Genomic DNA, 23509 nt, shown 5'->3' on the forward strand with positions numbered 1-23509 from the left:
CCGTGTCCGAAGATCCGGGCAGTGAACGTCTGATCGCGGGCCGCTACCGCCTCCTGTCCCCGCTCGGCGAGGGCGGCATGGGGACCGTGTGGCGCGCCCGCGACGAGGTGCTGCACCGTGAGGTCGCGGTCAAGGAGGTGCGCGCGCCCTCGGGCCTCGCGGTCTCGGACGTCGAGCGGTTGTACGCCCGGCTGGAGCGCGAGGCGTGGGCCGCGGCCCGGGTCTCCAACCGCAACGTGGTGACGGTGTACGACGTGGCCACGCAGGACGGCCGCCCGTGGATCGTCATGGAGCTGGTCCGCGGTGTCTCGCTGGCCGACGTCCTGGACGCGGAGGGTCCGTTGCCCCCGCAGCGGGCCGCGCACATCGGCGCCGAGGTCCTCTCCGCGCTGCGGGCCGCGCACGAGGCGGGGGTGCTGCACCGGGACGTGAAGCCGGCCAACGTGCTGCTGTCGAACGACGGCCGCGTGGTGCTCACCGACTTCGGCATCGCCCAGGTGGAGGGCAGCTCGGCGCTCACGATGACCGGCGAGGTCATCGGATCGCCCGAATTCCTGGCCCCGGAACGGGCGTTGGGCCGCACCCCCGGCCCCGAGTCCGACCTGTGGTCGCTGGGCGTGCTGCTGTACGCGGCGGTCGAGGGCAACTCGCCGTTCCGCCAGAACACCCCGCTGAGCACCCTGCGCGCAATCGTCGACGAGGAGCTGCCGACCCCGTACCGGGCCGGTCCGCTCACCCCTGTCATCGAGGGGCTGCTGCGCAAGGACCCGGCGGAGCGGCTGCCGGCCGACCGTGCCGAGCAGGACCTGCGGCTCGTCGCGGCGGGGGGCCCCACACGCGTCGAATCCGTCCCGCCGGTCCCGTACCCGCCGACGATGGCCGGCTACCGGGAGGAGCCGCCGACCACGCCCTTCCCGACGGCACCCACATCCCCCCCGCCGGCCGCTCCGACGGCCAGGACGTCCTCCGGGCCTCCCGACCGCAACCGCCGTGCCGCGGTGGTGCTGATCGCGGGCCTCGCCGCTCTGGCGTTCGCGATCGCGGGGCTGACGTACGCCCTGCTGAACCGCGACGACGACGGGGGCACACAGGGGAACAACGAGACGAGCCGGTCGACGGGTGAGACCACGCCGACCGGGACGGACGAGGACAGTGAGGAGCCGCCGCCTCCTTCCACCCCGGACAAAACTACGACGAGCGCTCCACCGCCGGTGACCGTCCAGGCCACGCTCACGGGGGCGAACACGGAGTACGCGGGGACCTGTCCGCCGCCGAACGCCGAGGCCCCCGCCTTCACGGCGACGATCACGGTGAGCCGGGTGCCGGCGGAGGTGCGCTACCGCTGGGTGTCGTCGGACGGCGATGTCATGGACAACGGCTGGAAGACGCTGTCGTTCCCGGCGGGCGGCGGCACCTCCAAGCAGGACAAGGTGGTCGCGACGACGAACAACGACAGCGGGACGTTCGAGAGCGACATCAGTGTCGAGGTCCAGGACCCGCAGCACGTGAAGTCCAACTCGGTGCCGTTCTCGGTGACGTGCGAGACGGAGACCCCGACGGACGGGGCCTCCCCTTCTCCTTCGGCTACCGAGTGACGGGTCAGGCCGCGCTGTTCAGTACGGGCAGATAGCCGCCGGCCTGGCCGGCCGCGGTGGGGTGGTACGACTCGCCGATGTTGAGCCAGTTGAGGCTGTGCAGCCAGGAGCCGCCGGAGCAGATCTCGTGGCCGGTGAAGGTGGGGCGGACGTCGCCCCAGGTGAAGCCGTGGTTCGCGGCGCGCTTCTGGATGGCGGTGTCGAGATAGTCGGCCGCGTCGTTGATCGCCTTCCGCTTGGTCTCGGAGAGGCCGACGCAGGTTGCGCCGAGCTTGTAGAAGCGGGGATAGCCGAGGACCACGACGTGGGCGTTCGGGGCGCGGGTGGTGATCGCCGAGTAGACGTTGTCCAGCCGGCCGGGCAGCGTCGAGTCGACGTAGGCCTTCGCGGTGTTGATGCGGGACAGGCAGGAGCTGTCGGACTGGAGCACACAGGTGGTCATGACGTCGGAGAAGCCGGCGTCGTTGCCGCCGATGCTGATGGAGACCAGGGCGGTGGCACTGTTCAGCGGGGCCAGCTGGTTCGCCAGAACATCACCCGTTCGAGCGCCCGAGCAGGCCGTGAAGGCGAACGACGAGGGTGAGTTGGCGGCTGCCCAGAGGTAGGGGTGCGCCTTCGTGCTGCGCTTGCAGTCGCCGCTGGAGGAGATGTAGCTGCCGGCGCCCACCCCGGAGGAGTAGGAGTCGCCGAGGGCCACGTACGGGCCGCTGGCGGCCTGCGCGGGGGTTGCCCCCGCGAGTGCGGCGCCGACGGCGAGGAGGAGCGTGGTGACGTAAGCGGCAAATCGGGAACGTCTCATGGAACCTCCCTTTAGCAGGATCTCTGCCTCAACCGTCGTAGCAACTACGCGTGTTGACGGGAAGTGTCCATGCCAAGACTTTTCCTTCCTTACTCACCGCGTTCCTGTGTGTTCACAGTGTGTTTGATTACGCGCACATGACAAATTTGTTGACGGGTACTCAACTGCCTTGATCTACACCCGTAGATCGCCCAGTCTTTACCCCAGCCGGTAGCGGAACGCGACGCTCCCGGTCGTGCGCGTCATGACGCGCGCCCCCCACTGACGCGCCCTCACCCAAGCGCGCGTCGCCTAAGAGGAGGACTCCCTCGTATGGCACCACTGCGTAAGTTCCGGTTCGCCGCGATAACCAGCCTGGCGACCGCCGCCCTCGTGGGCGGACTCACCGCCCTTCCCGCCGAGGCCGCTCCGGCCGAGGGCAAGATCCTTGCCGCCGACTCTCCCACGGCGATCAAGGACAGCTACATCGTCACCCTGAAGAAGGGCTCCACCGGCTTCAAGTCGGCCTCGGCCGCCGGAAAGAGCCTGGTCAAGGAGTACGGAGGCACGGTCAGGAAGACGTTCGGCAGCGCGCTGAACGGCTACTCCGCCACGCTCTCCGCGGCCGAGGCCAAGAGACTGGCGGCCGACCCGGCGGTGGCCTCCGTCGAGCAGAACCAGCGCGTCCACGTGGACGCCACGCAGTCCAGCGCCCCCTGGGGCCTCGACCGCATCGACCAGGCCGCCCTTCCGCTTTCGGGCACCTACACCTACCCGGACACCGCGGGCGCCGGAGTGACGGCCTACGTCATCGACACCGGTGTGCGCATCACCCACTCGCAGATCAGCGGCCGTGCCTCGTACGGTTACGACGCGGTCGACGGCGACACCACCGCCTCCGACGGCAACGGTCACGGCACCCACGTGGCCACCACGATCGCGGGTTCCACCTACGGTGTCGCCAAGCAGGCGAAGATCGTGGCGGTCCGGGTGCTCGACAACGCCGGCTCCGGCACCACGGCAGGCGTGGTCGCGGGTATCGACTGGGTGACCGCCAACCACTCGGGTCCCTCCGTGGCCAACATGTCGCTCGGCGGCGGCGCCTCGACCGCCCTGGACACCGCTGTGCGCAACTCCATCGCCAGCGGCGTGACCTACGCGATCGCGGCCGGCAACAGCAGCGCCAACGCCTCCTCGTACTCCCCCGCCCGGGTCACCGAGGCCATCACCGTCGGCGCCACCACCAGCACCGACGCCCGGGCCAGCTACTCGAACTACGGCTCGGTCCTGGACATCTTCGCGCCGGGCTCCTCGATCACGGCGGGCTGGTACACCAGCGACACCGCGACCAACACCATCTCCGGTACGTCGATGGCGACCCCGCATGTCGCGGGCGCGGCCGCGGTCTACCTGGCGGGCCACACCTCGGCCACCCCGGCCCAGGTCGCCACGGCGCTGACCGGCGGTGCCACCACCAACGTGGTCACCAGCCCGGGCACCGGTTCGCCGAACCGGCTCCTGAAGCTCGTCTCGTAACGCTCCCGCAGCGCACCATCTGAACGGCCGTTCCCCGGAGGTGACTTCCGCCTCCGGGGAACACTTGTCTCATTGTCCGTACCAACCGTGATACGCGGCCCTTTTCGGTCTTGACGGCCCCGGCACCCCTGCGCGACATTGAAGCCTCGCATCCGGCGCTTCGGGGGGCAAAGTCGCCAATGCAGACCATACGTATCAAAGGATCTTCAACGGACACCGAACGCGCGCGGACAGGACCGGAGAGAGACCTCTCGCCGCTGCTCGCGGGCGCCGCGACGGCTGTCGGCGGGTTCGGCGCGATCCTCGCGCTCGTCGGCTCGGACTCACCGCTGCGCGGCCCGTTCACGCTGTTCTTCCTGCTGATGGCACCGACCGTGGCGATCGCCGCCGCGCTGCGCGGGCTCGAACCGCTCGGCCGGGTGCTCGCCTCGCTCGCGGGCTCGGTCGTCGTCAACATGCTGGTGGCGCAGGGCATGCTCGCCACGCACCGCTGGTCGTGGCGCGGCGGGATCGTGGCCGTGACCGCGATCAGCTCCCTTCTTCTCCTGCTGGTCTGGGTGCGGCGGCGAGGCGGCCGTACGACGACGGGACGGACTCCCTGACGTGGACATCAGCGTGTACCGCCCCGGCGAGCTCAGTGCCGCCGACCGGGCGGCGTGGACGTCGTTGCAGTCCAAGGCCCATCTGCAGGGATCCCCGGAGCTGGCGAATCCGTTCCTGTCCCCCGAGTTCGCGCTCGCGGTGGGCCGGTACCGGCGGGGTGTGCGGATCGCGGTGGTGCGCGAGGGCGGGGAGCCCGCCGCGTTCCTGCCGTACCAGAGAAGCGTCACCGGAGTGGGCCGGGCCGTCGGACTCGGCGTCTCGGACGCCCAGGGTCTGGTGCACCGGCCCGGGTTCGCGTGGGACGCGCAGGAGCTGCTGCGCGCCTGCGGGCTCGCCGTATGGGAGTTCGACCACCTGGTGGAGGGCCAGGAGGCGTTCGCCGTCGGGGCCACCGGCAGCTTCCCGTCGCCGGTCATGGACGTCGACCAGGGCTACGAGGCCTATCTGGCCCATCTGCGCACCCACGCGCCGAAGTTCACCAGGACCACGCTCGCCAAGGAGCGCAGGCTCGGCCGGGACGCCGGCGAACTGCGCTACGTGCACGACGAGCGCGATCCGGCGGCCCTGCGCACCCTGATGGGCTGGAAGTCCGCGCAGTACCGCAGGACCGGGCGCAGTGACCGCTTCGCGCACGAGTGGATCACCCATCTCGTGGAGCGGCTGTTCCACACCCGTTCCGATCCGCTCGCGGGGATCCTGTCGGTGCTGTACGCGGGCGGCAAGCCGATCGCGGCGCACTTCGGGCTGCGCAGCGAACGGGTGCTGGCCTGCTGGTTCCCGGCGTACGACCCGGCGTTCTCGAAGTACTCGCCGGGCCTGGTCCTGCATCTGCGGATGGCGGAGGCGGCCGCCGCGGACGGCATCGCGTATCTGGATCTGGGGCGGGGACAGAAGGAGTACAAGGACTCCCTGAAGACACGGGAGATCACCGTGTCGGAGGGGTGGGTGACCCGGCGTCACCCGGTCGCACTCGGGCACAGGGCGCGCCGCGCCCCGGTCCGGGCGCTGCGCAACACCGTCCAGTCACGGCCGGAGCTCTTCGAGCCGGCGGACCGGATTCTCAAGAGGATGGGAAGGATCCGCTCGCGGAGCCAATAGGTTCCGTAACGGTCAAACCAACAAAAAACGTGAGGCCTGGTTCCAGGTCTTGCCATACGGGTTCAATCATCAATACCGTCGTACATCTCACCCGCATCGGAACGTCACCCAGCGGTACTAGGGGAGGGCTCAAGGACCGCGACGGACCGGGGCGGGGCGCGGTAGGGGGGTGCCGTGCTCGGTGACCGCACTTGTGACCGAGTCGTGCCGCGCGACCGGCGGCCGTTTCGGTTGTCGGCCGGCTTTGCCAGCTCACCCGGGCATGCTCGGAGATCCCTTTCGGCATGCCGTAGGTGAAACAAACCCCCCTTTCGAACCGGACAACAGCCGGGCCGCCCAGGGGCGGGCGGTCCAGCCGGACGAGAGGGAACCAGACTCATGAGCTCTGTTCTGCGCTCGGCGACCACGGGCCAGGATCCGTCCACGGCCGCGAAGTACCGGCCTGTCTCCACTCACCTGGCGATCGCGCCACCGGTGAGTGTGGTGATTCCCGCCATGAACGAGGCGGAGAATCTTCCGTACGTCTTCAAGACCCTGCCCGACTGGATCCACGAAGTGGTCCTGGTGGACGGGAACTCCACCGACGACACCGTGGAAGTGGCCCGCGGGCTGTGGCCGGAGGTCAAGGTCGTCAAGCAGCGCGGCAAGGGCAAGGGCGACGCGCTGATCACCGGGTTCGAGGCGTGCACCGGCGACATCATCGTGATGGTCGACGCGGACGGCTCGGCCGACGGCCACGAGATCCTCAGCTATGTCTCCGCCCTGCTCTCGGGCGCGGACTTCGCGAAGGGGTCCCGTTTCGCCAACGGCGGCGGCACGGACGACATGACCTTCATCCGCAAGCTCGGCAACTGGGCGCTGTGCACGATCGTCAACCGCAAGTTCGGCGCCCGCTACACGGATCTCTGCTACGGATACAACGCGTTCTGGCGGCACTGTCTCGACAAGATCGACCTCGACTGCACGGGCTTCGAGATCGAGACCCTGATCAACATCCGGGTGGTCAAGGCGGGCCTGAAGGTCCAGGAGATACCCAGCCACGAGTACCTGCGCATCCACGGCACGAGCAATCTGCGTGCCGTGCGCGACGGGTTGCGGGTGCTCAAGGTGATCCTCGGCGAGCGCTCCAACCGGCGTGAGCTGCGCCGCCAGGCCCATCACTCCCCGATGCTCGACTCGGTCCGGGGAGAGGTGTCTTGAGCGGTCCCGACATCTCCGTCGTGATCTGCGTCTACACCGAGGACCGCTGGGAGGACATCCTCGCGGCGGTCTCCTCGGTCGCGGCGCAGTCGTGTCCGGCGCGGGAGACGCTGCTGGTCGTCGACCACAACGCGGCGCTCCTGGACCGGCTGGCCAAGGAGTACAAGGAAGCCGGCACGGTGCGGGTGCTCGCCAACGCGGGTCCCCGCGGTCTGTCCGCGGGCCGCAACACCGGGATCGCCGCCTCGCGCGGCGAGGTGATCGCCTTCCTCGACGACGACGCCGTCGCCGAGCGCGACTGGCTGCGCCACTTCGCCGCGGGGTACGCCGATCCGCGGGTGATGGCCGTGGGCGGTCGTACGGTGCCGATCTGGGCGTCGGGGCGCCGTCCTGCCTGGTTCCCCGAGGAGTTCGACTGGGTGGTGGGCTGCACGTACAAGGGTCTGCCGCCGGGCCTGGTCCGCGTCCGCAACGTGCTCGGCGGCAACGCCTCGTTCCGCCGTACGGCGTTCGACGCGGCCGGCGGTTTCGCCACCGGTATCGGTCGGGACGGCGACAAGCGGCCGCTGGGCTGCGAGGAGACCGAACTGTGCATCCGGCTCACCCGGGCCAGACCGGACGCGGTCCTGCTGATCGACGACCGGGCGGTGATCCACCACCGGGTGCCCGAGGCGCGTGAGCATTTCGGGTACTTCCGCACGCGTTCGTACGCCGAGGGGCTGTCGAAGGCTCTGGTGGCGCGCAGTGTCGGCGCGGACAAGGGCCTTGAGTCCGAACGCCGGTACACCACCCGGGTGCTGCCCGCCGGGGTGGTGCGCGGGCTGCGCGACGCCGCGCTGGCCCGGCCGGGCGGCGCGGGCCGCGCGGGCGCGATCGTCGCGGGGGTGCTGACGGCCGCCGGTGGGTACGTGGTGGGCAGTGTCCGGGCCCGCAGGGGCGGCGCCACGTTCCAGGTGGCGCGGATCGAGGGGGACGCGCATGGGTGACGCACGTGTGCCGATTCTCATGTATCACGCGATCGCGACCGACCCGAACGAGGCGACCCGCGAACTGTCGGTGTCCCCCGAGGCGTTCGCCCAGCAGATGGAGATCGTCCGCGACTCGGGGCACACCCCGATCAGTACCGCGCAACTGGCGGCGAGTTGGCGCTCGGGCCGTCCGCTGCCCGAGCGGCCCGTCCTGGTCACCTTCGACGACGGTTACGAGGGTGTGCACCGGCACGCCCTGCCCGTGCTCGCCAAGCACGGCTTCGCGGCCACGCTGTTCGTGTCCACGGGGTGGCTGCGCGGCCCGCACGACAACGGCCACGCCCTGGACACCATGCTGGACTGGCCGCAGGTGCGCGAACTCGCCGCGGAGGGCGTCGAGATCGGCGGGCACAGCCACACCCACCCGCAGCTCGACCAGCTCGACGACGACGCGCTGCGCCGTGAGCTGATCCTCTGCAAGGAGATCGTGACGGACCAACTCGGCACCGTCCCGGCCTCGTTCGCCTACCCGTACGGCTACTCCAGTCGCCGGGTGCGCGAGAAGGTCCGCGAGACGGGGTACGCCCAGGCCCTCGCCGTCGGCAACGGGCTCGCCCGCCGCCACCAGGGGCCGTACGCGCTGCTGCGGGTCACCGTGCGCCGCGGCACGGACGCCGAGGAGTTCCGTCGGCTGATCGAAGGCCGGGCCATCGCCCGGAACTTCGCCCGGGACCGCGCGTTCACCAAGGGATACGCCATGGTCCGAAGAGCACGACAGGTCCGCCGGAAGGCCATCCGTTCCCGTGTCTGACACGACGACCACCCCTGAGGCCACCGAGCCCGCGACCAAGGCGCCCGAGCAGCCGGGGCGCCGCCTCCGGCTGCCCGGGCTCGGCCGGTCGCCGGGCGGCAGCCAGCTGTTCCGCAACGCCTATGCCCTGATGCTGAACACGGGGATCTCCGCCGTGCTCGGCCTCGGCTTCTGGCTGGCCGCGGCCCACTACTACTCCGAGTCCGCGGTCGGCCAGGGCTCCGCCGCGATCGCCGCGATGAAGCTCCTCGCGGGGCTGACCGCGGTGACCCTGACCGGCGCCCTGGCCCGCTTCATACCGGTCGCGGGCCGGGCCACCGGACGGCTCATCTTCCGTACGTACGCGGGCAGTTCGGTGATCGTCGCGCTGGCCGCGGGCGTCTTCCTGCTCACGCTGGACGCGTGGGGGCCGTCGTACCGCTTCCTGCACGGTCCGGTGAACGGCCTCGGCTTCATCCTGGCCGTCGTCGCCTGGAACGTGCTCACCCTGCAGGACGGGGTGCTCACCGGGCTGCGCAGCGCGCTGTGGGTGCCGGTCGGCAACACCGTGTTCTCCGCGGTGAAGCTGGCTCTGCTGGTCGCGTTCGCGGTGGCGATCCCGACGGCCGGCGTCTTCGTGTCGTGGGTGGCGGCCATCGCGGTGTCCGTGCTGCCGCTGGGCTGGCTGGTGTTCCGCCGGCTGGCTCCCCGGCATGTGAAGGCGACCGAGGACCGCGCGCGTCCGCCATCGTTGAAGGAGATCGGGCGCTTCCTCGCGGGTGACTACACCGGCTCGCTGTTCTCGCTCGCCGTGGTCTATCTGATCCCGGTGATCATCGCCTCGCAGGTCAGCTCCGAGGACAACGCGTACTTCTACATCACCACGACCATCGGCGGCACGGTCAACCTGCTCGCCATCAACATGGGCGCCTCCCTCACGGTCGAGGGCTCCCACGACCCGGCGCGGCTGGCCGCCAACACCCGTGCCGCGCTGAGGCGGATGGCGCGGATCATGCTGCCGATCTGCGGGCTGCTGTTCTTCGGCGCGCCCTGGATCCTCGGTGTCTTCGGCCCGGGCTACGCCGACGCGGCGACCCCGCTGCTGCGCTGGTTCGCGATCGGCGCGGTGCTGCGGGTCGTCATGGAGACGTACTTCGCGGTGCTGCGCGCACAGAGCCGTACCGCCGGACTGGCGTGGCTCCAGGGCCTGTTGTGCGCCCTGGTGCTCGGGCTGACCCTGGTGCTGCTCCCGCGTATGGGGCTGACCGGCGCCGGTGTCGCGGAGATCTCCTCGCTCGCGGTGATCGTGGCGATCGCCGCGCCCAAGCTGTACAAGGTCCTCAAGGGCTCGCCCGCGGGGACCGTCGCCGAGGACGCGGCGCCCGACGGGGACCTCGCCGACCTGGGGGCGCGCGAGGCCACCGTCCCGCTGGGCGTCCGCAGGCGCGGGCCCGCCTGGGCGCTCGACCAGGACACGCTCGGCCTCGGCATCCACGTCGACTTCGACCACCTGGAACGCCGCCCGGACGTCCGGCCCGGTCCGGGCACACCGCCCACGGGTACGCCCGCGGTACGACCCCGGCAGCATGCCGAGCCGCACCGGCCGACCTGGGCGAAGCTGCCCGAGGTGGGGCTGCCGGTGGAGGCGCGGGAACCGGGGTCCGAGGCGTCGCTGGGACCGGTCCAGACGTCGTCCGGGGTGTCTTTGGAGGCATCGTCCGAGGTGGAGGTGGACGCGCCGTTCGAGGCCGCCCGTCCGGTCGTACGGGAGGAGCCACCCGTACCGGAAGAGGTGCCGGTGTCCGAGGAGCCGCCGCTCCTGTCGTGGCGCGAGCGCCTTCAGCCCAGCCGGGTCGGAGTCGTGCTCGGCTGTCTGCTGACCGCCGCGCTGCTGCTGTACTGGGTGCCCGCGCTGCGCCTCGGCGAGGCGGACCTCGACGAGATGGGCGGGCTCGGGCTGATCTCCGTGCTGCCGCTGCCCACACTGATCGGCGCCGCACTGCTGGCCGTGGCCTTCGCCTCGCTGCTGTGGCTGGCCCGTGAGCACAAGGCACTGCTGCTGATCACCCTGCTGGCGACGGTCGTGTCGCTGCACGCGCTGCCCGCGGTGATCGAGACGGAACCCCGGTTCGCGACCGCCTGGCAGCATCTGGGCTTCCTCGACTACATCGACCGGACCGGCTCCGCCGTGCCCGACCTGGACGCGCGCTGGAGCTGGCCGGGCTTCTTCGCGGCGGCCGCGTTCGTCGCCGAGGCCTGCGGGGTCACGGACTTCACCGAGGTGATCCGCTGGTGGCCGCTGGCCATCCAACTGCTCTATCTGGCCCCGATGTTCCTGCTGGTCCACTCGATGAGGGCGAGCTGGCGGGCCAAGTGGACCGGCCTGTGGGTGTTCGTGCTCAGCGGCTGGGTCGGCCAGGACTACTTCTCCCCGCAGGGCTTCACCTATCTCCTCTATCTGGTGTTCGCGGCGCTCCTGCTGGTCTACTTCCGCGCCCCGCGCGTGATCTGGACGAAGAAGCGGCCCGGCGAGGCGGAGGTCGAGCCGACGAACCGGCGCCAGCGCGCCGTGCTGCTGATGGTCGTCATAGGGCTGTTCGCGGCGAGCGTCCCGGCCCACCAGCTCACCCCGTTCGTGATGCTGGGCCTGCTGGCGGCCCTCGTGATGATCGGCAAGTCCGAACTGCGCGGTCTGCCCATCCTGTTCGCCGTCATGGTGGCCGTGTGGGTGGGCTTCATGGCCGAGCCGTACTGGTCCGGGCACTTCGACGAACTGTTCGGCGGGGTCGGCGGCGTCGGCGGCAATGTGCAGTCGTCGGTGGGCGGCCGGATCGAGGGCGGCAGTTCGACGCACAAGCTCGTCCTCTACACCCGCGTGCTGCTGGCCGGCGGTGTGATGGCGTTCGCCTGCTGGGGCTGGTGGCGCCGGCGCGACCACCACTACCGGGAGCGCTCGCTGCTCGCCTTGACCTTCGTGCCGTTCCTGGGCTTCGGGATGCAGTCCTACGGCGGTGAGATGGCGCTGCGGGTCTTCATGTTCGCCCTGCCCGGCGCGGCCCTGCTGATGGGCCTCGCCCTGTTCCCGCGCACCGGGATCACGGCGAAGGAACGCGACAAGGACCGGGTGAGCCTGGCCCCGCTGGCCGCCCTCATGGCGGGTCTGCTCCTCATGGGCGGCTTCCTGATCGCCCGTTGGGGCAACGAGCCCTTCGAGCGGATCCGGCCCGGCGAGGTCGCCGCCATGGACTACGTGTACGCCCACGACGATCCGACGGTACGGCTGCTGTGGCTGAGCAACGACACGGTCGACAACGTGACGCCGGCCATGCCGTGGGGTGCCCGGGACATGGAGAAGATCGAGTATGTGCCGACGCTGGCGCCGACCGACCCGGTGCTGGTGTCGAGCCTGGTCAAGGCGCTCAGTGACGCGGGCCCGAACTCGTATCTGATGATCAACCGCAGTCAGGTGACGTATCTGGAGCTGGACGTCGGCTACTCGAAGATGTGGGAGCCACGGCTGATCCGGAACCTGGACAAGCGGGCGGAGCTGAAGAAGGTCTTCGTCAACGCGGACGTGACCATGTACGCGCTGGCCAAGCAGCCCGCGGGCAAGGCGCCGAAGGCGGATCCGGGTCCGATCGGGCCGCAGGTGACATGGACGCCCTGGTCGGTGGTCGGGGGCCTCGCGGCGCTGGCGCTGATCGTGCTGCTGACGGCACGCGAGGTGGTCCGGGTCGCGGTCCGGCCGAGCGTGCGGCAGTTGCGGTGGCTGCAGAGCAGCTTCTGGTTCTCGCTGCCGCTGCTGGCGGTGCTGCTGGCCTCGCTGGTGCAGCGGTTCATGACGATGAAGTGAGGGCGATTGCGGTGACGGTGGTCGAGTGGCTCAGTGGGTGAGCCACTCGGCCTCTGCGTGACTCAGCGGGTGAGCCACCCGGCCTCTGCGTGGCTCAGCGGCTGAGCCACTTGACCTCGTAGGCCGCCATGTCGAATGTCTTCCCGTCCACCTTCGCGCTGATCTGCCGGTCGAGGGTGTTGACCACCAGGACCGTGTCGTCGGTGGCGAGGACCCGCACATTGGGCACGTCGTCGGCGGCGACGGACACCGTCCGGTACGACGTGCCCGGCGGGAACGCCTTGCTGAACCGGCTGACGAGATCGAACATGGGCAGCTTCTGCCCGCCGTTCCTGCCGCTGGTCGGCGTCCAGAGACAGCCCGCGCAGTCCGTGCCCTTCTCGTTCTCCGGGTTCCAGTAGAAGGCGGAGGTGGTGCCGCCCTTGGCCAGCGCGATCATCCCCGCGGCCTGCACGGCGACGCGACGGTTCTCGGACCAGCCCTCGCGCTCGTCCCTGCTGTCGGCGGGCTCGACGTAGTACTCGGCCCACCACAGCGGCAGATCGTCGGTCTGCTCGCGCACCCACCGGCTGACCGCGGTGAACTTGTCGGTCGCCGCGAACTCGTCCGGAAGCAGCTCGTCGTCGTTGGTGTAGCTGGAGCCGTCCACGACCACGAAGTCGGCGCCGGCCTTGTTCTTGTTCCAGTAGTCGAAGGCGTCGAGAATCCGCTGGTCCATGGCGCCCCACGGGCCCTTGAAGGTCTTCGAGGCGTCCGCGGCGCGCGGGTCGAGACTGTCCATCACGAGATACGGCCCGCCGACCATGATCTGCGGGTTGACCTTCTTCAACGCCTTGTAGACCAGGTTGTAGAGCTGGGTGTAGCCCTCGTAGTCCCAGCGGGCCTCGGCGTCGTTCCAGAAACCCTTGAACTCGTTCCAGACGACGAAGTGCCGGACATCCGGGTAGCGCTTGGCGACCGTGGCGGCGAGGGCGGCGTAGTCCTTGAAGTGCGCGGGCTCCGGCGCGGTCTCCAGCGAGGCCTGGCTCCAGTCGGTCTTGCCGACGCCGGACTCGCCGCCCTTCATCCAGTCCGGGGCGCAGCACAGCGTGACGACCGGGGTGGAGCCGGAGGCGCGGATGAAGTCGATCCGGCGGTCCATGTCCTCGAAGTCGTAACGCCCCCTGACCGGCTCGGGGTTGTCGGCGCCCCAGCCCATGATGTGCTGGTTCTGCGGCAGCCCGCCGAGGTCCGCGAGCCGCCCCTCGACCCGCTCGATCGCGGTGGCGGCGCCCTCGTCGGCGCTGAACTGGGTGTGGGTGAAGCCCCAGCCCACCTCAGGGGTCTCCGCGTCCGGCGTGCTGGTGGGAGTGCCGTGTGCCTTGCTGCCGTTGCGTGTGGTGCCGTCGGTGCTCGCGCCGTTCCCGGGAAGCGTGTTGAGGAGGGTCACGGCCAGGGCCAGCGCCGCCGCACCCACTCCGAGCAGTGCGGTGAGCCGCCACCGCCGTGCCCCCGAATTCCACCCATGACGTCCCATCAAGGGCAACAGTAATCGGGGGGCCACAGCTACGGCAGAGCTTTGAGATGCACAGCTCTGTAACAGGACGAGGCCCCGCAAACGGTCTCACCCGACACACCGGACGCAACGCGGAAACCGGATGCATGCGACGCCCCCGTGCCGGATCATGGCGGGCATGTCTGCCAACCCGCACGACGCTCTGCCGATCCGGCTCAACGTCGACGACAGCGACTCGCCGTCCGACGTCGTCGACGCGCTGTTCCTCGGCCGCTTCGCGACGGGCGAGCAGCCGTACTCGCACGCGGCGAACATCGACCGCGTACGGTCCGGGGCGACCTTGCTCCCGGACAACGCCCGGGTGCTGCGCATCGCCCGCGACGACGACCGCAGCGCGACCCTGGCGGAGGGCGACGGCTGGACCCTGCTGGTCTCCCGCTGGAACCGCGGCGCGGACGTCACCGTCACGGCGACCAGCGCCGAGCTCGCGCAGAAGGTCCTCGACCAGGCCACCGAGGGCGCGTCGGACGAGCCCGAGCCCCAGCCCGAGAACGTGAACATGGGCTTCTGGTACTACTCACCGCGCCGCGGCCCGCACCGCACGACCCGGCAGATCGCGGCCGGCACCTGGGACGAGGTGCGGGAGAACTACACGGCGCCGGTCGCCGAGGCGATGCACAGCCTCATGGGCACGACCCCGGAGGGCATCGCCGGCCGGCTGCTCCTGCTGCACGGTCCGCCGGGCACCGGCAAGACGTCGGCGCTGCGGACCCTGGCCCGGTCCTGGCGGGACTGGTGCCAGGTGGACTGCGTACTGGACCCCGAGCGGCTCTTCACCGACGTCGGCTATCTGATGGACATCGCGATCGGCGAGGACGACTCGACGGGCAAGGGCCGCTGGCGGCTGCTGCTCCTGGAGGACTGCGACGAACTGATCCGCGGCGAGGCCAAGCACACGGCGGGCCAGGCCCTGTCACGGCTGCTGAACCTGACCGACGGCCTGCTGGGCCAGGGCCGCAACGTCCTGGTCGGTGTCACCACCAACGAGGACCTGGAGCGTCTGCACCCGGCCGTCGTCCGCCCCGGCCGCTGTCTGGCCCGCATCGAGGTGGGCCGGCTGACCCGCCGGGAGGCCGTGGACTGGCTGGGCTCGGAGGAGGGGGTGGGCCGCGAGGGAGCCACCCTGGCGGAGCTGTACGCGCTGCGCCGGGGCACGTCCCCGACGGCACTGCCGGAGCCGCGCGAGGGGGCGGACGCGGGGCTGTATCTCTAGCCGGTGCTTTGATGGATGTATGACCTGGTTCGTCGGCACGTCCGGATGGCAGTACAAGGACTGGCGGGGCGTTCTCTATCCGGCCGGCTGTCCGATGCGGCTCTGGCTGGAGGAGTACGCGACGCGCTTCCCGACGGTCGAGATCAACAACGCCTTCTACCGGTTGCCGTCGCGGGAGAACTTCGCGGACTGGCGGAAGCGGGTCCCGGGGGACTTCGTGGTCGCGGTCAAGGCGAGCCGCTATCTGACCCACATCAAGCGGCTGAAGGAACCCCGGGAGCCGGTCGGCCGGCTGCTGGCACACGCGGAGGGCCTGGGCCCGCGTCTGGGGCCGGTGCTCCTCCAGCTCCCACCGACGCTGAAGGCCGACGCGGAGTTGCTGGACGCGTGCCTGTCCTGCTTCCCGTCCGGCGTCCGGGTCGCGGTCGAGCCACGGCACGAGTCGTGGTGGACGCCGCAGGTGCGCGAGGTCCTGGAGTCCCGCGGCGCGGCCCTGTGCTGGGCGGACGTCCGCGCCCGCCCGGTGACCCCGCTGTGGCGCACGACGGACTGGGGCTACGTCCGTTTCCACGAGGGGCGGGCGCGGGAGTGGCCGCGGTACGGCGGGCGGTCGCTGGAGACCTGGGCGGGCCGGATCGGGGACACCTGGGCCGCGGACGAGGACGTGTACGCGTACTTCAACAACGACCCGAACGGGGCGGCGGTGCGGGACGCGACGGCGTTCACCGGGCTCCTCGGCCGCTGACCCACGCGGTGGCCACGGCGCGGTGCCGAACCCCGCTCAGCCCGTCCCGTAGGCCGCCCGCACCGCGTCGCTCACGGCGGCCAGTGCCGCGTCCTCGGCCACTCCCAGCCGCCGGGCCCGCTCCACGTAGGCCTGGGCCGCAGACGCCAGCTCCCGCTCCGCGGCCGCGCCCGCCGCGGCGACGAACGTGCCGTTGCGGCCCCGCGTCTCGATCACCCCGTCGGTCTCCAGCGCCCGGTACGCCTTGGCCACCGTGTTCGGCGCCAGGCCCAGCGACTCGGCCAGCCCGCGCACGGTCGGCAGCCGGTAGCCGACCGGCAGCGCCCCCGTCCGCGCCTGTTCGGAGATCTGCGCCCGCACCTGCTCGTACGACGGCGCGCTGTCGTCGATGTCGATCTTCAAGGTCACGGGCCGATTGTCCCGCACCCCTCGGAAAATTGAGAGGCGGCCGCGTCTGTCTCCCCCGTAGCGTCCGATCACATGACTGTGACCGTGCGCGCCCTCCGCCCCGGCGTCCGGAGCGACTTCGAGGCCTTCGTCCGCGTCCGCGACGCCGCCCTGCCCTTCGTGATGTTCACCCCGCACTCGCTCGCCTACGACGTCGCCCAGACGCACCCCGACGCCCATTACCGCCCGCTCCTCGCGGAGCAGGACGGCGAGGCGATCGGCACGGCCCAGGTCGGCCTCGTGCACGACAGCCCGGAGCCGGGACAGGGCTACGTCAACGTGTACGTGCACCCGGAGCGCGTCCGGCACGGCGCCGGCACGCTGCTGGTGCGCACCGCCGAGGAGTACCTCGCGGGGCTCGGCGCGACGAAGCTGTTCGCCTGGGCCCTGGACGAGCCGGGCAACCGCGCCTTCGCCGAGCGCCGCGGTTACCGGGCGAGCCGCTCCGCGCACTTCTTCCGTCTGGACCTCGCGAACGGCACCCTGCCCCCGCTCCGGACCCCGCCGCCCGGTGTCGAGCTGCGTACGGGCGCCGACTTCGCGGACGATCCGCGCCCGCTGTTCGAGCTGGACTCGGCGACGCTGGCCGACGAGCCGAGCGATGTCGACTACGAGTTCACGGACTACGAGGCCTGGCTCAAGGAGACCTGGCACCAGCCGCTGATGAGCCCCGAGCTGACCACGGTCGCCGTGGTCGACGGTCGTCCCGCCGCCTTCAGCCTGGCCCGCACCGACGGCTCCACCCGCTACGGCACCGCCATGACCGGCACGGCCCGCGCCCACCGCGGCAGGGGCCTGGCCAAGCTCGCCAAGAACGACTCCCTGCACCGCGCCCGCGCCGCGGGGTTCACCCACGCGTTCACCGGCAACGACGCCGGGAACGGCCCCATGATCGCCATCAACACATGGTTCGGATACGAGATCTGCGCCACGGAGGTTCGGTATGTCCGCGAACTCGGCTGAGACGACAGAGCGGTTGGACGTGGTGCTGGTCAAGGCAGGCCGCACGAAGATCCGTTACCCGGCCGAGCTGGTCGGCGACGACGGCAACCACGTCACGGTCCGCGCCGCCTGGGCCGGCGAGGGCGTCCGTGACTTCGGCTTCGTCCGCTTCGAGCCCGGGGACGTCTTCACGGAGCACTACTGGCGGGACCGCTGGTACGCGGTGAAGGAGGTCCGCGCCGGCGACGGCACGCTCAAGGGCTGGTACTGCGACATCACCCGCCCCGCCGTGCGCTCCGGTGCCGAACTCGTCGTGGAGGATCTCGACCTGGACCTGTGGCGCTCCGCGGACGGGGCGGACGTACTGCGCCTGGACGAGGACGAGTTCGCCGAGAGCGGTCTGGCGGAGTCGGATCCCGAGGCGGCGGGCGCCGCCATGACGGCTCTGGACGAGCTGGAGGCGTTCGCCTCCGTCGACGGCGGCCTGGAGTCGCTGCTGGCCTGAGCGCTCCGCCGGAGGGGCCGCGACGCGTCGTCGGCGTCTGCGGCTCCGCGCCCCTTCGGACCGCTGTCGAGCCGTGGCGGACTTCACCGACCTGCCTCAGACGGCCGCCACCACCGCGTACCGCTCGTCGTCCACCGCTCTCCCCCACAGCACCGCGTCGCCGGACAGCCGCTCCACCCGCACCTGTCCGGCGACGGGCTCCAGGAGGGCGGTGAGGCGCTCGGCGGGTATGCCCACCGGGGCGACCGCACCCCAGACGCCCTCGATCAGCACCAGCCGGCCTCCCGGCCGCAGCAGCTCGCGCCAGTGGCGCAGGGCGCGGCCGGGGTCCGGGAGCGCCCACAGCACATGCCGTACGAGGACGACGTCGAAGCGCTGCTCCCCCACCGGCGGCATCGCAGCGTCACCGACCAGGAACGCCGCGTCACGTCCGGCGAGCTTGGCGCGGGCGAGGTCCACCATCGCCGGGGAGCTGTCCACGCCGGTGACGTGGTGTCCCTGCTCGGCCGCGAGGAGCGACAGACTGCCGGTGCCGCAGCCCAGGTCGAGGATGTCGCAGGCGCGGTGGGGCAGCCAGGAACGCAGCCGGTCGGCCCAGGCGGCGCGCACCTCGGGGTCGCGCAGACCGTGGTCCGGCTCGTTGTCGAAAGAAGCGGCTTCCGCGTCCCAATCCATGCCCGCGTCGGCGCCGAATTCCCTGTGATTCGCCATGGTCCACAGCGTGCCACCCGGCACTGACAATCAGACGGCGGTGGAACACCACTCGAAAGCCAGTCGAAATCGTGATGGTCGCCACTGACAGATTCGCTCCGATGAGTAACTCTCCCCAAAAGGGTCTACCTCCGCGAGAACGCGGAACACGGTAGGCACTGAAGGAGGCAGCCATGCGCCGCGTAACCGTGCAGAAGCCCCTGAAGAAGTCGGACACCCGTCGGATCCGCGAGGAGGCCGACGAGAGCTCCGCCGGACGCCCCGAGGTGCGAAAGGACATCGCGCGCACCTGGTGGCCGGACGGCTGACGCCGGCATGACCCGGCGCATGAGACGCGTCAGTCCAGTCGCTTGCGGTAGTGGACGCGGTCATAGGGCCCGTCCACTCTCCGTTCCACGACCTCGTATCCGTACTTCGGATAGATCTCCTGGTTCTCCCACATCATCGCGTTCGTGTAGAGCCTGACCTCGGGCAGACCCAGCGCACGCGCGTGTGCGTCCAGGAACCGCAACAGCCGTCCCCCGACGCCCTTGCCGTGGGCGTCGGGGTGGACGGCGATGCTGTCGAGGTGCAGATGATCCGCGTACTCCTCGACGACCACCAGCCCGACCACGGGCTCCCCCGTCACGAACACCCGCCCTGCGGCCACGTTCGCCGCGTGATCCGCCTCCATGGGCTGCGGCACCACCCCGATGCGCTCGATGTAATGGCGATACGCCGCATCGGTCACGCTCTTCACGGCCGCCACGTCGGCGGCGACGGCCTGCCGGATGTCCTCGTCGGTCATGCCGCGACGGTACCTACCTGATCGCAGTCTGAGCACTCCCTTAACGGCACCATAAGGATCTCCGTCAGCCGCTCCCAGCAGGCGATTTCGCGGTTTCTTGGGGCTAGCTTGCTGATCGCCCCCACGGGATCCCCAAGAACCGCTGCGAGGAGTTCTCCCATGCCTGCACGCCGTAAGGTCGCCGTCGCCGCCGCCCTCGGCCTGACCCCGCTCGCCCTCACCTCGCTGGCCGCCGCGCCCGCGTCGGCGCACGGCACGCTGGGTGACCCGGTCAGCCGGGTCGCGCAGTGCTACGCGGAAGGTCCCGAGAGCCCGAAGTCCACCGCGTGCAGCGCGGCGGTCGCGGCCGGCGGCACGCAGGCGCTCTACGACTGGAACGGCGTCCGCATAGGCGACGCGAACGGACAGCACCGGTCGCTGATCCCGGACGGCAAGCTGTGCAGCGCGAACAGCGACGAGTTCAAGGGCCTCGACCTGACCCGCGCGGACTGGCCGACGACGAGCGTGAGCAGTGGCTCGTACACCTTCAAGTACCGCGTCACCGCCCCGCACAAGGGCACCTTCAAGGTGTACCTCACCAAGGAGGGCTACGACCCGACGCAGCCGCTGGCCTGGGACGACCTGGACCTGGACAACCCGGTGGCGACGGCCGCCGACCCGACCGCGACGAACGGCTACTACACGTTCTCCGGCACCCTCCCGAAGCGTTCCGGCGCGCAGCTGCTGTATGGGATCTGGCAGCGCTCGGACAGCCCGGAGGCGTTCTACTCCTGCTCCGATGTCACCTTCGGTGGCAGTGGTGGTCCGACGAGCGGCGCGTCCCCGGCCCCGAGCGCGTCCGCCCCTTCCGAGGAGCAGATCGAGGAGGGCGAGGACGAGTCGACGGTGGAGCACCACGGCCACGGCGACCAGGACGCCGACACCTCGGCGGAGACGGCCGCGACGGAGTCGGAGACGGCCGCCGCCGTGCCCGCGAACGAGGTGAAGGCGGCCGGTGCCACGGAGGACCTCGCCGAGACCGGTGGCGACAGCAGCACGGCGTATGTCGCCATGGGCGGCGCGGCCGTCCTCGCGATGGGTGCGGCGATCCTCTTCGGGTCGGTCCGCCGGCGCGCGATGAGCGGTGGTCGGCAAGGCCGCTGAGACCACCACGGGGGGCGGGGGCTGTCCGGCGGCTCAGGCCGGACAGCCCCCGGTCATGCCTTATCCGAGGACCGACGCACAGGTGGTCGGGGTGGCGTGCGCGGGGTCGAGCGCGTTGGTGACCTCGTGGAAGGCGATCAGGTCGAGCAGTCCGATCGCCGCGTGTTCGGAGAGGTCGAGCGGGCACAGGTCCTGGATCACCACGTTGTTGACGCCGGATCCGCTGAGGAACTGGCTCCGGTACGGCGTGACCACCTCGTCGTACTTGGTGGCGAGGACCGTGTACTTCACGCCGGGGACGGTGTCGCCGCCCTCGTTGAGTTTGGTGAGGAAGGGCGATCCGGCGACCTGGTCGGCGAGGGCCGGGGTGTTCTGCGAGAGCAGGTCGCCGGCTCCGGGGAAGTAGTCCAGCAAGTGGGTGAAGCCGCTCAGTGTGGTGCCGTGGTTGCTGGGCGCGATGCCGACGAGGGCGTCCACCTTCGCGGCTCCGCCGAGGAACTTGAGGTAGTAGCGGGGCATCATGCCGCCCTGCGAGTGGCCGACGAGGTCGGTCTCGGTGGCGCCGGTCGAGCCGAGCACCTTGTCGACGAAGGTGGACAGCTGCTCGGCCGACTTGTCGATGGGGCCGAGTCCGTAGAAGACGGGGACTCCGGGCAGTTGGCCGTAGTCGAAGGAGTAGACGCAGTACCCGCGGGTCTTCAGGTACGGCGCGAGACCCAGCCAGTTGTCGACGGAGTTGGCGAAGGTGCCGTGCACGAGGACGACGGGGTGGGGATGGGCGGCGGACGGCTTGCAGGAGAAGTCGTTCCAGCCTCTGCTGGGTGCGTCGGTCGCGTGAGCGGTGGCGGCGGGGGCGATGGCGACCGCGGCGGTGAGCAGCAGTGCGGTCAGGGGTCTGAGCAGGCGTTTCCAGGGCAGCATCGGGTGATCTCCTTGCGGCTCAAGGGAGTTGCGACGGCCTTACGCCCTGTGATCCGGATCACGAGGATGCTGTTCACTCGTCAAGTTACGAATGGGTAGTGCACTTGTGAAGTTACGCGTCAGTAAAAACTTCCAGTGCTAATCGAAGACGAGTGCCGCTCAAGTGCATTCACTGATGAACCATCACCAGGCAGGCCTGATGGGACCATAGGGGGCGATGCGCGCCAATTGATCACGCAACGCCCGCACTTCACCCTCACCGATCAGTTCGACCCACCCCCGAACGGCCTCCGCGGCCGCCTCCTCCGCAGCCCGGGTGCACGCCCACCCCCGTTCGGTCAGCACGACGAGCCTGGCCCGCGCGTCGCCGGGATGCGGCCGCCGTTCGACGTACCCCTTCCGCACGAGATCCTCGACGAGCTGACTGGCGGCCTGCTTCGTCACTCCCAGATGGACGGCGAGATCGGTGACCGTGGCCCCGTCCGGGGCGAGCCGGGTGAAGGCGAACCCGTACATGGGCCGCGCCTCGAACCCCCGCGCGACGACACCGTCGTTGATGCGATGCGTCAGCTCACCCGCGGCGGCGAGCAGGACGGCGGACAGGGCCAGGGCTTCGGAGTTCTGCACGGATGCATTGAAACACCCTTGACAGGTTGGTCAAGCAGCTTGACCATAGAGCACATAGTCAAGCTGCTTGACCAATTACCGATACGCCGATCCGGAGGCACTCCATGCCCGTCATCCGCTCGTCCGAAGCCGTCACGCACGAGATCCACGGCGCCCGCTTCGTCTCGTACGCCACTCCCCTCACCGGCAGCAAGGAGCTGTGCGCCTGGCGCGGCGAGATCCCGGCGGGGACGAAAGCGCCCGCTCACACGGTCAACCGCGAGGAGATCTTCCATCTCCTCGACGGCGAACTCCTGATCACCCTCGACGACGACACCCACCGCATCACGGCGGGTGACACCCTGATCATCAACCCCGGCGCGACCCTGAGCGTCGAGAACCCGACCGACCGGACCGCGGTCTCCTGGGTCACCACATCCATCGGCCTGCAGGCGAAGCTGGCCGACGGCGCGGTCATCACTCCCCCGTGGGCCAACTGAGCTCGGAGCGGACCAACTCCAGCAGCCGGCCGATCCAGTTGCGGCCGCCGCGGGAGCCGGCGTCCCGCCAGTAGGGGGACTCCTTGTTGCCGGTGTAACTGATCGTCGCGTTGCCGGTGGCAAGGAGGATCTCGGCGAGGTCGGGGTGCCGGGTGAACTTCGCGCGCAGGAGGCCGGCCATGACGGCGAGGCGTACGTCGGACCAGTCGTCGCCCCGGTGGCTCTCGGCCAGGGTCCAGTAACCCTCGTGCACGGAGGGATGGGTGCCGCCGGCGAAGTGGACCTCGGCGGGGTAGTTGTTCCGCAGCACGAAGAGGTCGAGTTCCTCGGGCCAGCCCCGGGGGTAGATGACGTCGCGCAGAACGACGGGTGGCGGGACGGCCTCGGCCGGGTCGTCCGCGTACACCGGTCGCGGCCGCTCCGTGACTCCGTGGTCGTACTCCTCGAAGAACTCGAGAACGTCCCGGTGCATCTCCTCCGTCACCACCGGGCCGTCCCCGTCCACGGGCTCGCCCACGTCGGTGAGCAGGATCCGCAGGGGGCGGTCCTGGCGCTCCATGTCGCCCAGGACGTAGACGCGAAGGTGCGCCGGAATCGCCAGGTATGCCTTTCGAAGGGCCTCACGGCCGAGCTCGGTCGACTCCTGCCGGTAGTGCCGGATCGCCTCGTGACAACGCTGGGCCGTCGTCGGTCTGCCGCTCAACTCCTCGATGCGGTCGGCGACTTCGAGGAGAAAGGTCTCCGGGGTGAGCGGCTCGGGGTACCGGGCGCCCCAGCTGGACTGCGCCCCGGGATCCCGCACCGCGACGGTCCCCTTGGTCAGCCTGCGCTCCAGTCCGGCCAGGTCGATGAGGTCGGTTCCCTCGCACTTGATCGCGCCGTCCGCGTACACGACGAGATCATCCACGTAGTACACGTCGCCCAGCTGGTGCCGGCGCCACACATGGCACCAGACCCCGTCGACCTTCTCCCCGTCCACCGTCCGATACGTCGGCCCCCGCCATGTCATGCGG

At 70.3% G+C, this 23509-nt stretch carries 23 protein-coding genes; 15 read left to right on the top strand and 8 right to left on the bottom strand.

All coding sequences use genetic code 11. From position 1 onward, the window contains the following. The first annotated feature begins 2 nt into the window (after nt 1-2). Nucleotides 3-1595: a serine/threonine-protein kinase gene (locus TN53_RS02810; RefSeq protein WP_095046252.1), complete on the top strand. Its 1593-nt coding sequence runs from the start codon at nt 3-5 to the stop codon at nt 1593-1595. Nucleotides 1596-1599: 4 nt separating this feature from the next. Here the strand turns inward: TN53_RS02810 and TN53_RS02815 are convergent, their stop codons facing one another. Further along, nucleotides 1600-2394 carry an SGNH/GDSL hydrolase family protein gene (locus TN53_RS02815; RefSeq protein ID WP_046256691.1) on the bottom strand — a complete coding sequence of 265 codons (795 nt, stop codon included), beginning with the start codon at nt 2392-2394 and terminating at the stop codon, nt 1600-1602. A 312-nt stretch (nt 2395-2706) separates the two neighbouring features. On the opposite strand from TN53_RS02815, the gene TN53_RS02820 reads away from it, so the two are divergent. The 7 genes from TN53_RS02820 (at nt 2707) to TN53_RS02850 (ending at nt 12421) form a co-directional block, all read left to right on the top strand. Continuing rightward, nucleotides 2707-3909, top strand: a complete 1203-nt coding sequence (locus tag TN53_RS02820; protein WP_046256692.1) for a S8 family peptidase — start codon at nt 2707-2709, stop codon at nt 3907-3909. Nucleotides 3910-4088: 179 nt separating this feature from the next. Beyond that, nucleotides 4089-4511: a hypothetical protein gene (locus tag TN53_RS02825; protein ID WP_046256693.1), complete on the top strand. Its 423-nt coding sequence runs from the start codon at nt 4089-4091 to the stop codon at nt 4509-4511. 1 nt (nt 4512) lies between these two features. Then, nucleotides 4513-5610, top strand: coding sequence for a GNAT family N-acetyltransferase (locus TN53_RS02830; RefSeq protein ID WP_046256694.1), 1098 nt, complete (start codon nt 4513-4515; stop codon nt 5608-5610). Nucleotides 5611-5988: 378 nt separating this feature from the next. Continuing rightward, complete coding sequence (locus TN53_RS02835; protein WP_046256695.1) at nt 5989-6810, top strand: glycosyltransferase family 2 protein; 822 nt, start codon at nt 5989-5991, stop codon at nt 6808-6810. Beyond that, entirely contained in the window at nt 6807-7796 is a 990-nt protein-coding gene (locus TN53_RS02840) for a glycosyltransferase (RefSeq protein ID WP_046256696.1), read from the top strand. The genes TN53_RS02835 and TN53_RS02840 overlap by 4 nt, the downstream gene beginning before the upstream one ends. Next, nucleotides 7789-8589 (top strand): polysaccharide deacetylase family protein, encoded by an 801-nt coding sequence (locus TN53_RS02845; protein WP_199924498.1) that lies wholly within the window; start codon nt 7789-7791, stop codon nt 8587-8589. Before TN53_RS02840 ends, TN53_RS02845 begins: the two co-directional genes overlap by 8 nt. Continuing rightward, a complete protein-coding gene (locus TN53_RS02850; RefSeq protein ID WP_046256697.1) occupies nt 8582-12421 on the top strand; it encodes a lipopolysaccharide biosynthesis protein in 3840 nt (1279 codons plus the stop codon). The genes TN53_RS02845 and TN53_RS02850 overlap by 8 nt, the downstream gene beginning before the upstream one ends. Nucleotides 12422-12515: 94 nt before the next feature. Here TN53_RS02850 and TN53_RS02855 read toward each other — a convergent pair whose 3' ends face one another. After that, nucleotides 12516-13937, bottom strand: a complete 1422-nt coding sequence (locus tag TN53_RS02855; protein WP_046256698.1) for a GH39 family glycosyl hydrolase — start codon at nt 13935-13937, stop codon at nt 12516-12518. Between the two features lie 157 nt (nt 13938-14094). On the opposite strand from TN53_RS02855, the gene TN53_RS02860 reads away from it, so the two are divergent. Then, nucleotides 14095-15189, top strand: a complete 1095-nt coding sequence (locus TN53_RS02860) for a DUF5925 domain-containing protein (protein WP_046256776.1) — start codon at nt 14095-14097, stop codon at nt 15187-15189. Between the two features lie 19 nt (nt 15190-15208). Continuing rightward, on the top strand, nt 15209-15934 hold the full coding sequence (locus TN53_RS02865) for a DUF72 domain-containing protein (RefSeq protein WP_046256699.1): 726 nt from the start codon (nt 15209-15211) through the stop codon (nt 15932-15934). 36 nt (nt 15935-15970) lie between these two features. Here TN53_RS02865 and TN53_RS02870 read toward each other — a convergent pair whose 3' ends face one another. Beyond that, nucleotides 15971-16342 carry a GntR family transcriptional regulator gene (locus tag TN53_RS02870; protein WP_046256700.1) on the bottom strand — a complete coding sequence of 124 codons (372 nt, stop codon included), beginning with the start codon at nt 16340-16342 and terminating at the stop codon, nt 15971-15973. A gap of 72 nt (nt 16343-16414) precedes the next feature. On the opposite strand from TN53_RS02870, the gene TN53_RS02875 reads away from it, so the two are divergent. Continuing rightward, entirely contained in the window at nt 16415-17344 is a 930-nt protein-coding gene (locus tag TN53_RS02875; protein WP_046256701.1) for a GNAT family N-acetyltransferase, read from the top strand. Beyond that, nucleotides 17325-17828, top strand: coding sequence for a DUF402 domain-containing protein (locus TN53_RS02880; protein ID WP_046256702.1), 504 nt, complete (start codon nt 17325-17327; stop codon nt 17826-17828). Before TN53_RS02875 ends, TN53_RS02880 begins: the two co-directional genes overlap by 20 nt. 96 nt (nt 17829-17924) lie before the next feature. On the opposite strand, the gene TN53_RS02885 is transcribed toward TN53_RS02880, so the two are convergent. After that, nucleotides 17925-18539 (bottom strand): class I SAM-dependent methyltransferase, encoded by a 615-nt coding sequence (locus TN53_RS02885; RefSeq protein ID WP_046256703.1) that lies wholly within the window; start codon nt 18537-18539, stop codon nt 17925-17927. 173 nt (nt 18540-18712) lie between these two features. Between TN53_RS02885 and TN53_RS49080 the strand changes: the two genes are divergently transcribed. Next, a complete protein-coding gene (locus TN53_RS49080) occupies nt 18713-18847 on the top strand; it encodes a hypothetical protein (RefSeq protein WP_095046253.1) in 135 nt (44 codons plus the stop codon). A gap of 29 nt (nt 18848-18876) precedes the next feature. Here the strand turns inward: TN53_RS49080 and TN53_RS02890 are convergent, their stop codons facing one another. Next, nucleotides 18877-19326: a GNAT family N-acetyltransferase gene (locus TN53_RS02890; RefSeq protein ID WP_046256704.1), complete on the bottom strand. Its 450-nt coding sequence runs from the start codon at nt 19324-19326 to the stop codon at nt 18877-18879. A 159-nt stretch (nt 19327-19485) separates the two neighbouring features. Here TN53_RS02890 and TN53_RS02895 point away from each other — a divergent pair, with 159 nt between their 5' ends. After that, entirely contained in the window at nt 19486-20469 is a 984-nt protein-coding gene (locus TN53_RS02895; protein ID WP_046256705.1) for a lytic polysaccharide monooxygenase, read from the top strand. A 60-nt stretch (nt 20470-20529) separates the two neighbouring features. Here TN53_RS02895 and TN53_RS02900 read toward each other — a convergent pair whose 3' ends face one another. Continuing rightward, nucleotides 20530-21390 carry an esterase/lipase family protein gene (locus tag TN53_RS02900; protein ID WP_046256706.1) on the bottom strand — a complete coding sequence of 287 codons (861 nt, stop codon included), beginning with the start codon at nt 21388-21390 and terminating at the stop codon, nt 20530-20532. A 183-nt stretch (nt 21391-21573) separates the two neighbouring features. After that, nucleotides 21574-22017, bottom strand: coding sequence for a MarR family winged helix-turn-helix transcriptional regulator (locus tag TN53_RS02905; RefSeq protein ID WP_046256707.1), 444 nt, complete (start codon nt 22015-22017; stop codon nt 21574-21576). Nucleotides 22018-22121: 104 nt separating this feature from the next. Between TN53_RS02905 and TN53_RS02910 the strand changes: the two genes are divergently transcribed. Further along, on the top strand, nt 22122-22496 hold the full coding sequence (locus TN53_RS02910; RefSeq protein WP_046256708.1) for a cupin domain-containing protein: 375 nt from the start codon (nt 22122-22124) through the stop codon (nt 22494-22496). Here the strand turns inward: TN53_RS02910 and TN53_RS02915 are convergent. Then, nucleotides 22474-23505, bottom strand: a complete 1032-nt coding sequence (locus TN53_RS02915) for an NADAR family protein (RefSeq protein WP_199924499.1) — start codon at nt 23503-23505, stop codon at nt 22474-22476. The two genes, TN53_RS02910 and TN53_RS02915, sit on opposite strands and share 23 nt — an antisense overlap. Nucleotides 23506-23509 lie beyond the last annotated feature (4 nt).

It is taken from the genome of Streptomyces sp. WM6386 (assembly GCF_000972385.1).
Classification (GTDB): Bacteria; Actinomycetota; Actinomycetes; order Streptomycetales; family Streptomycetaceae; genus Streptomyces.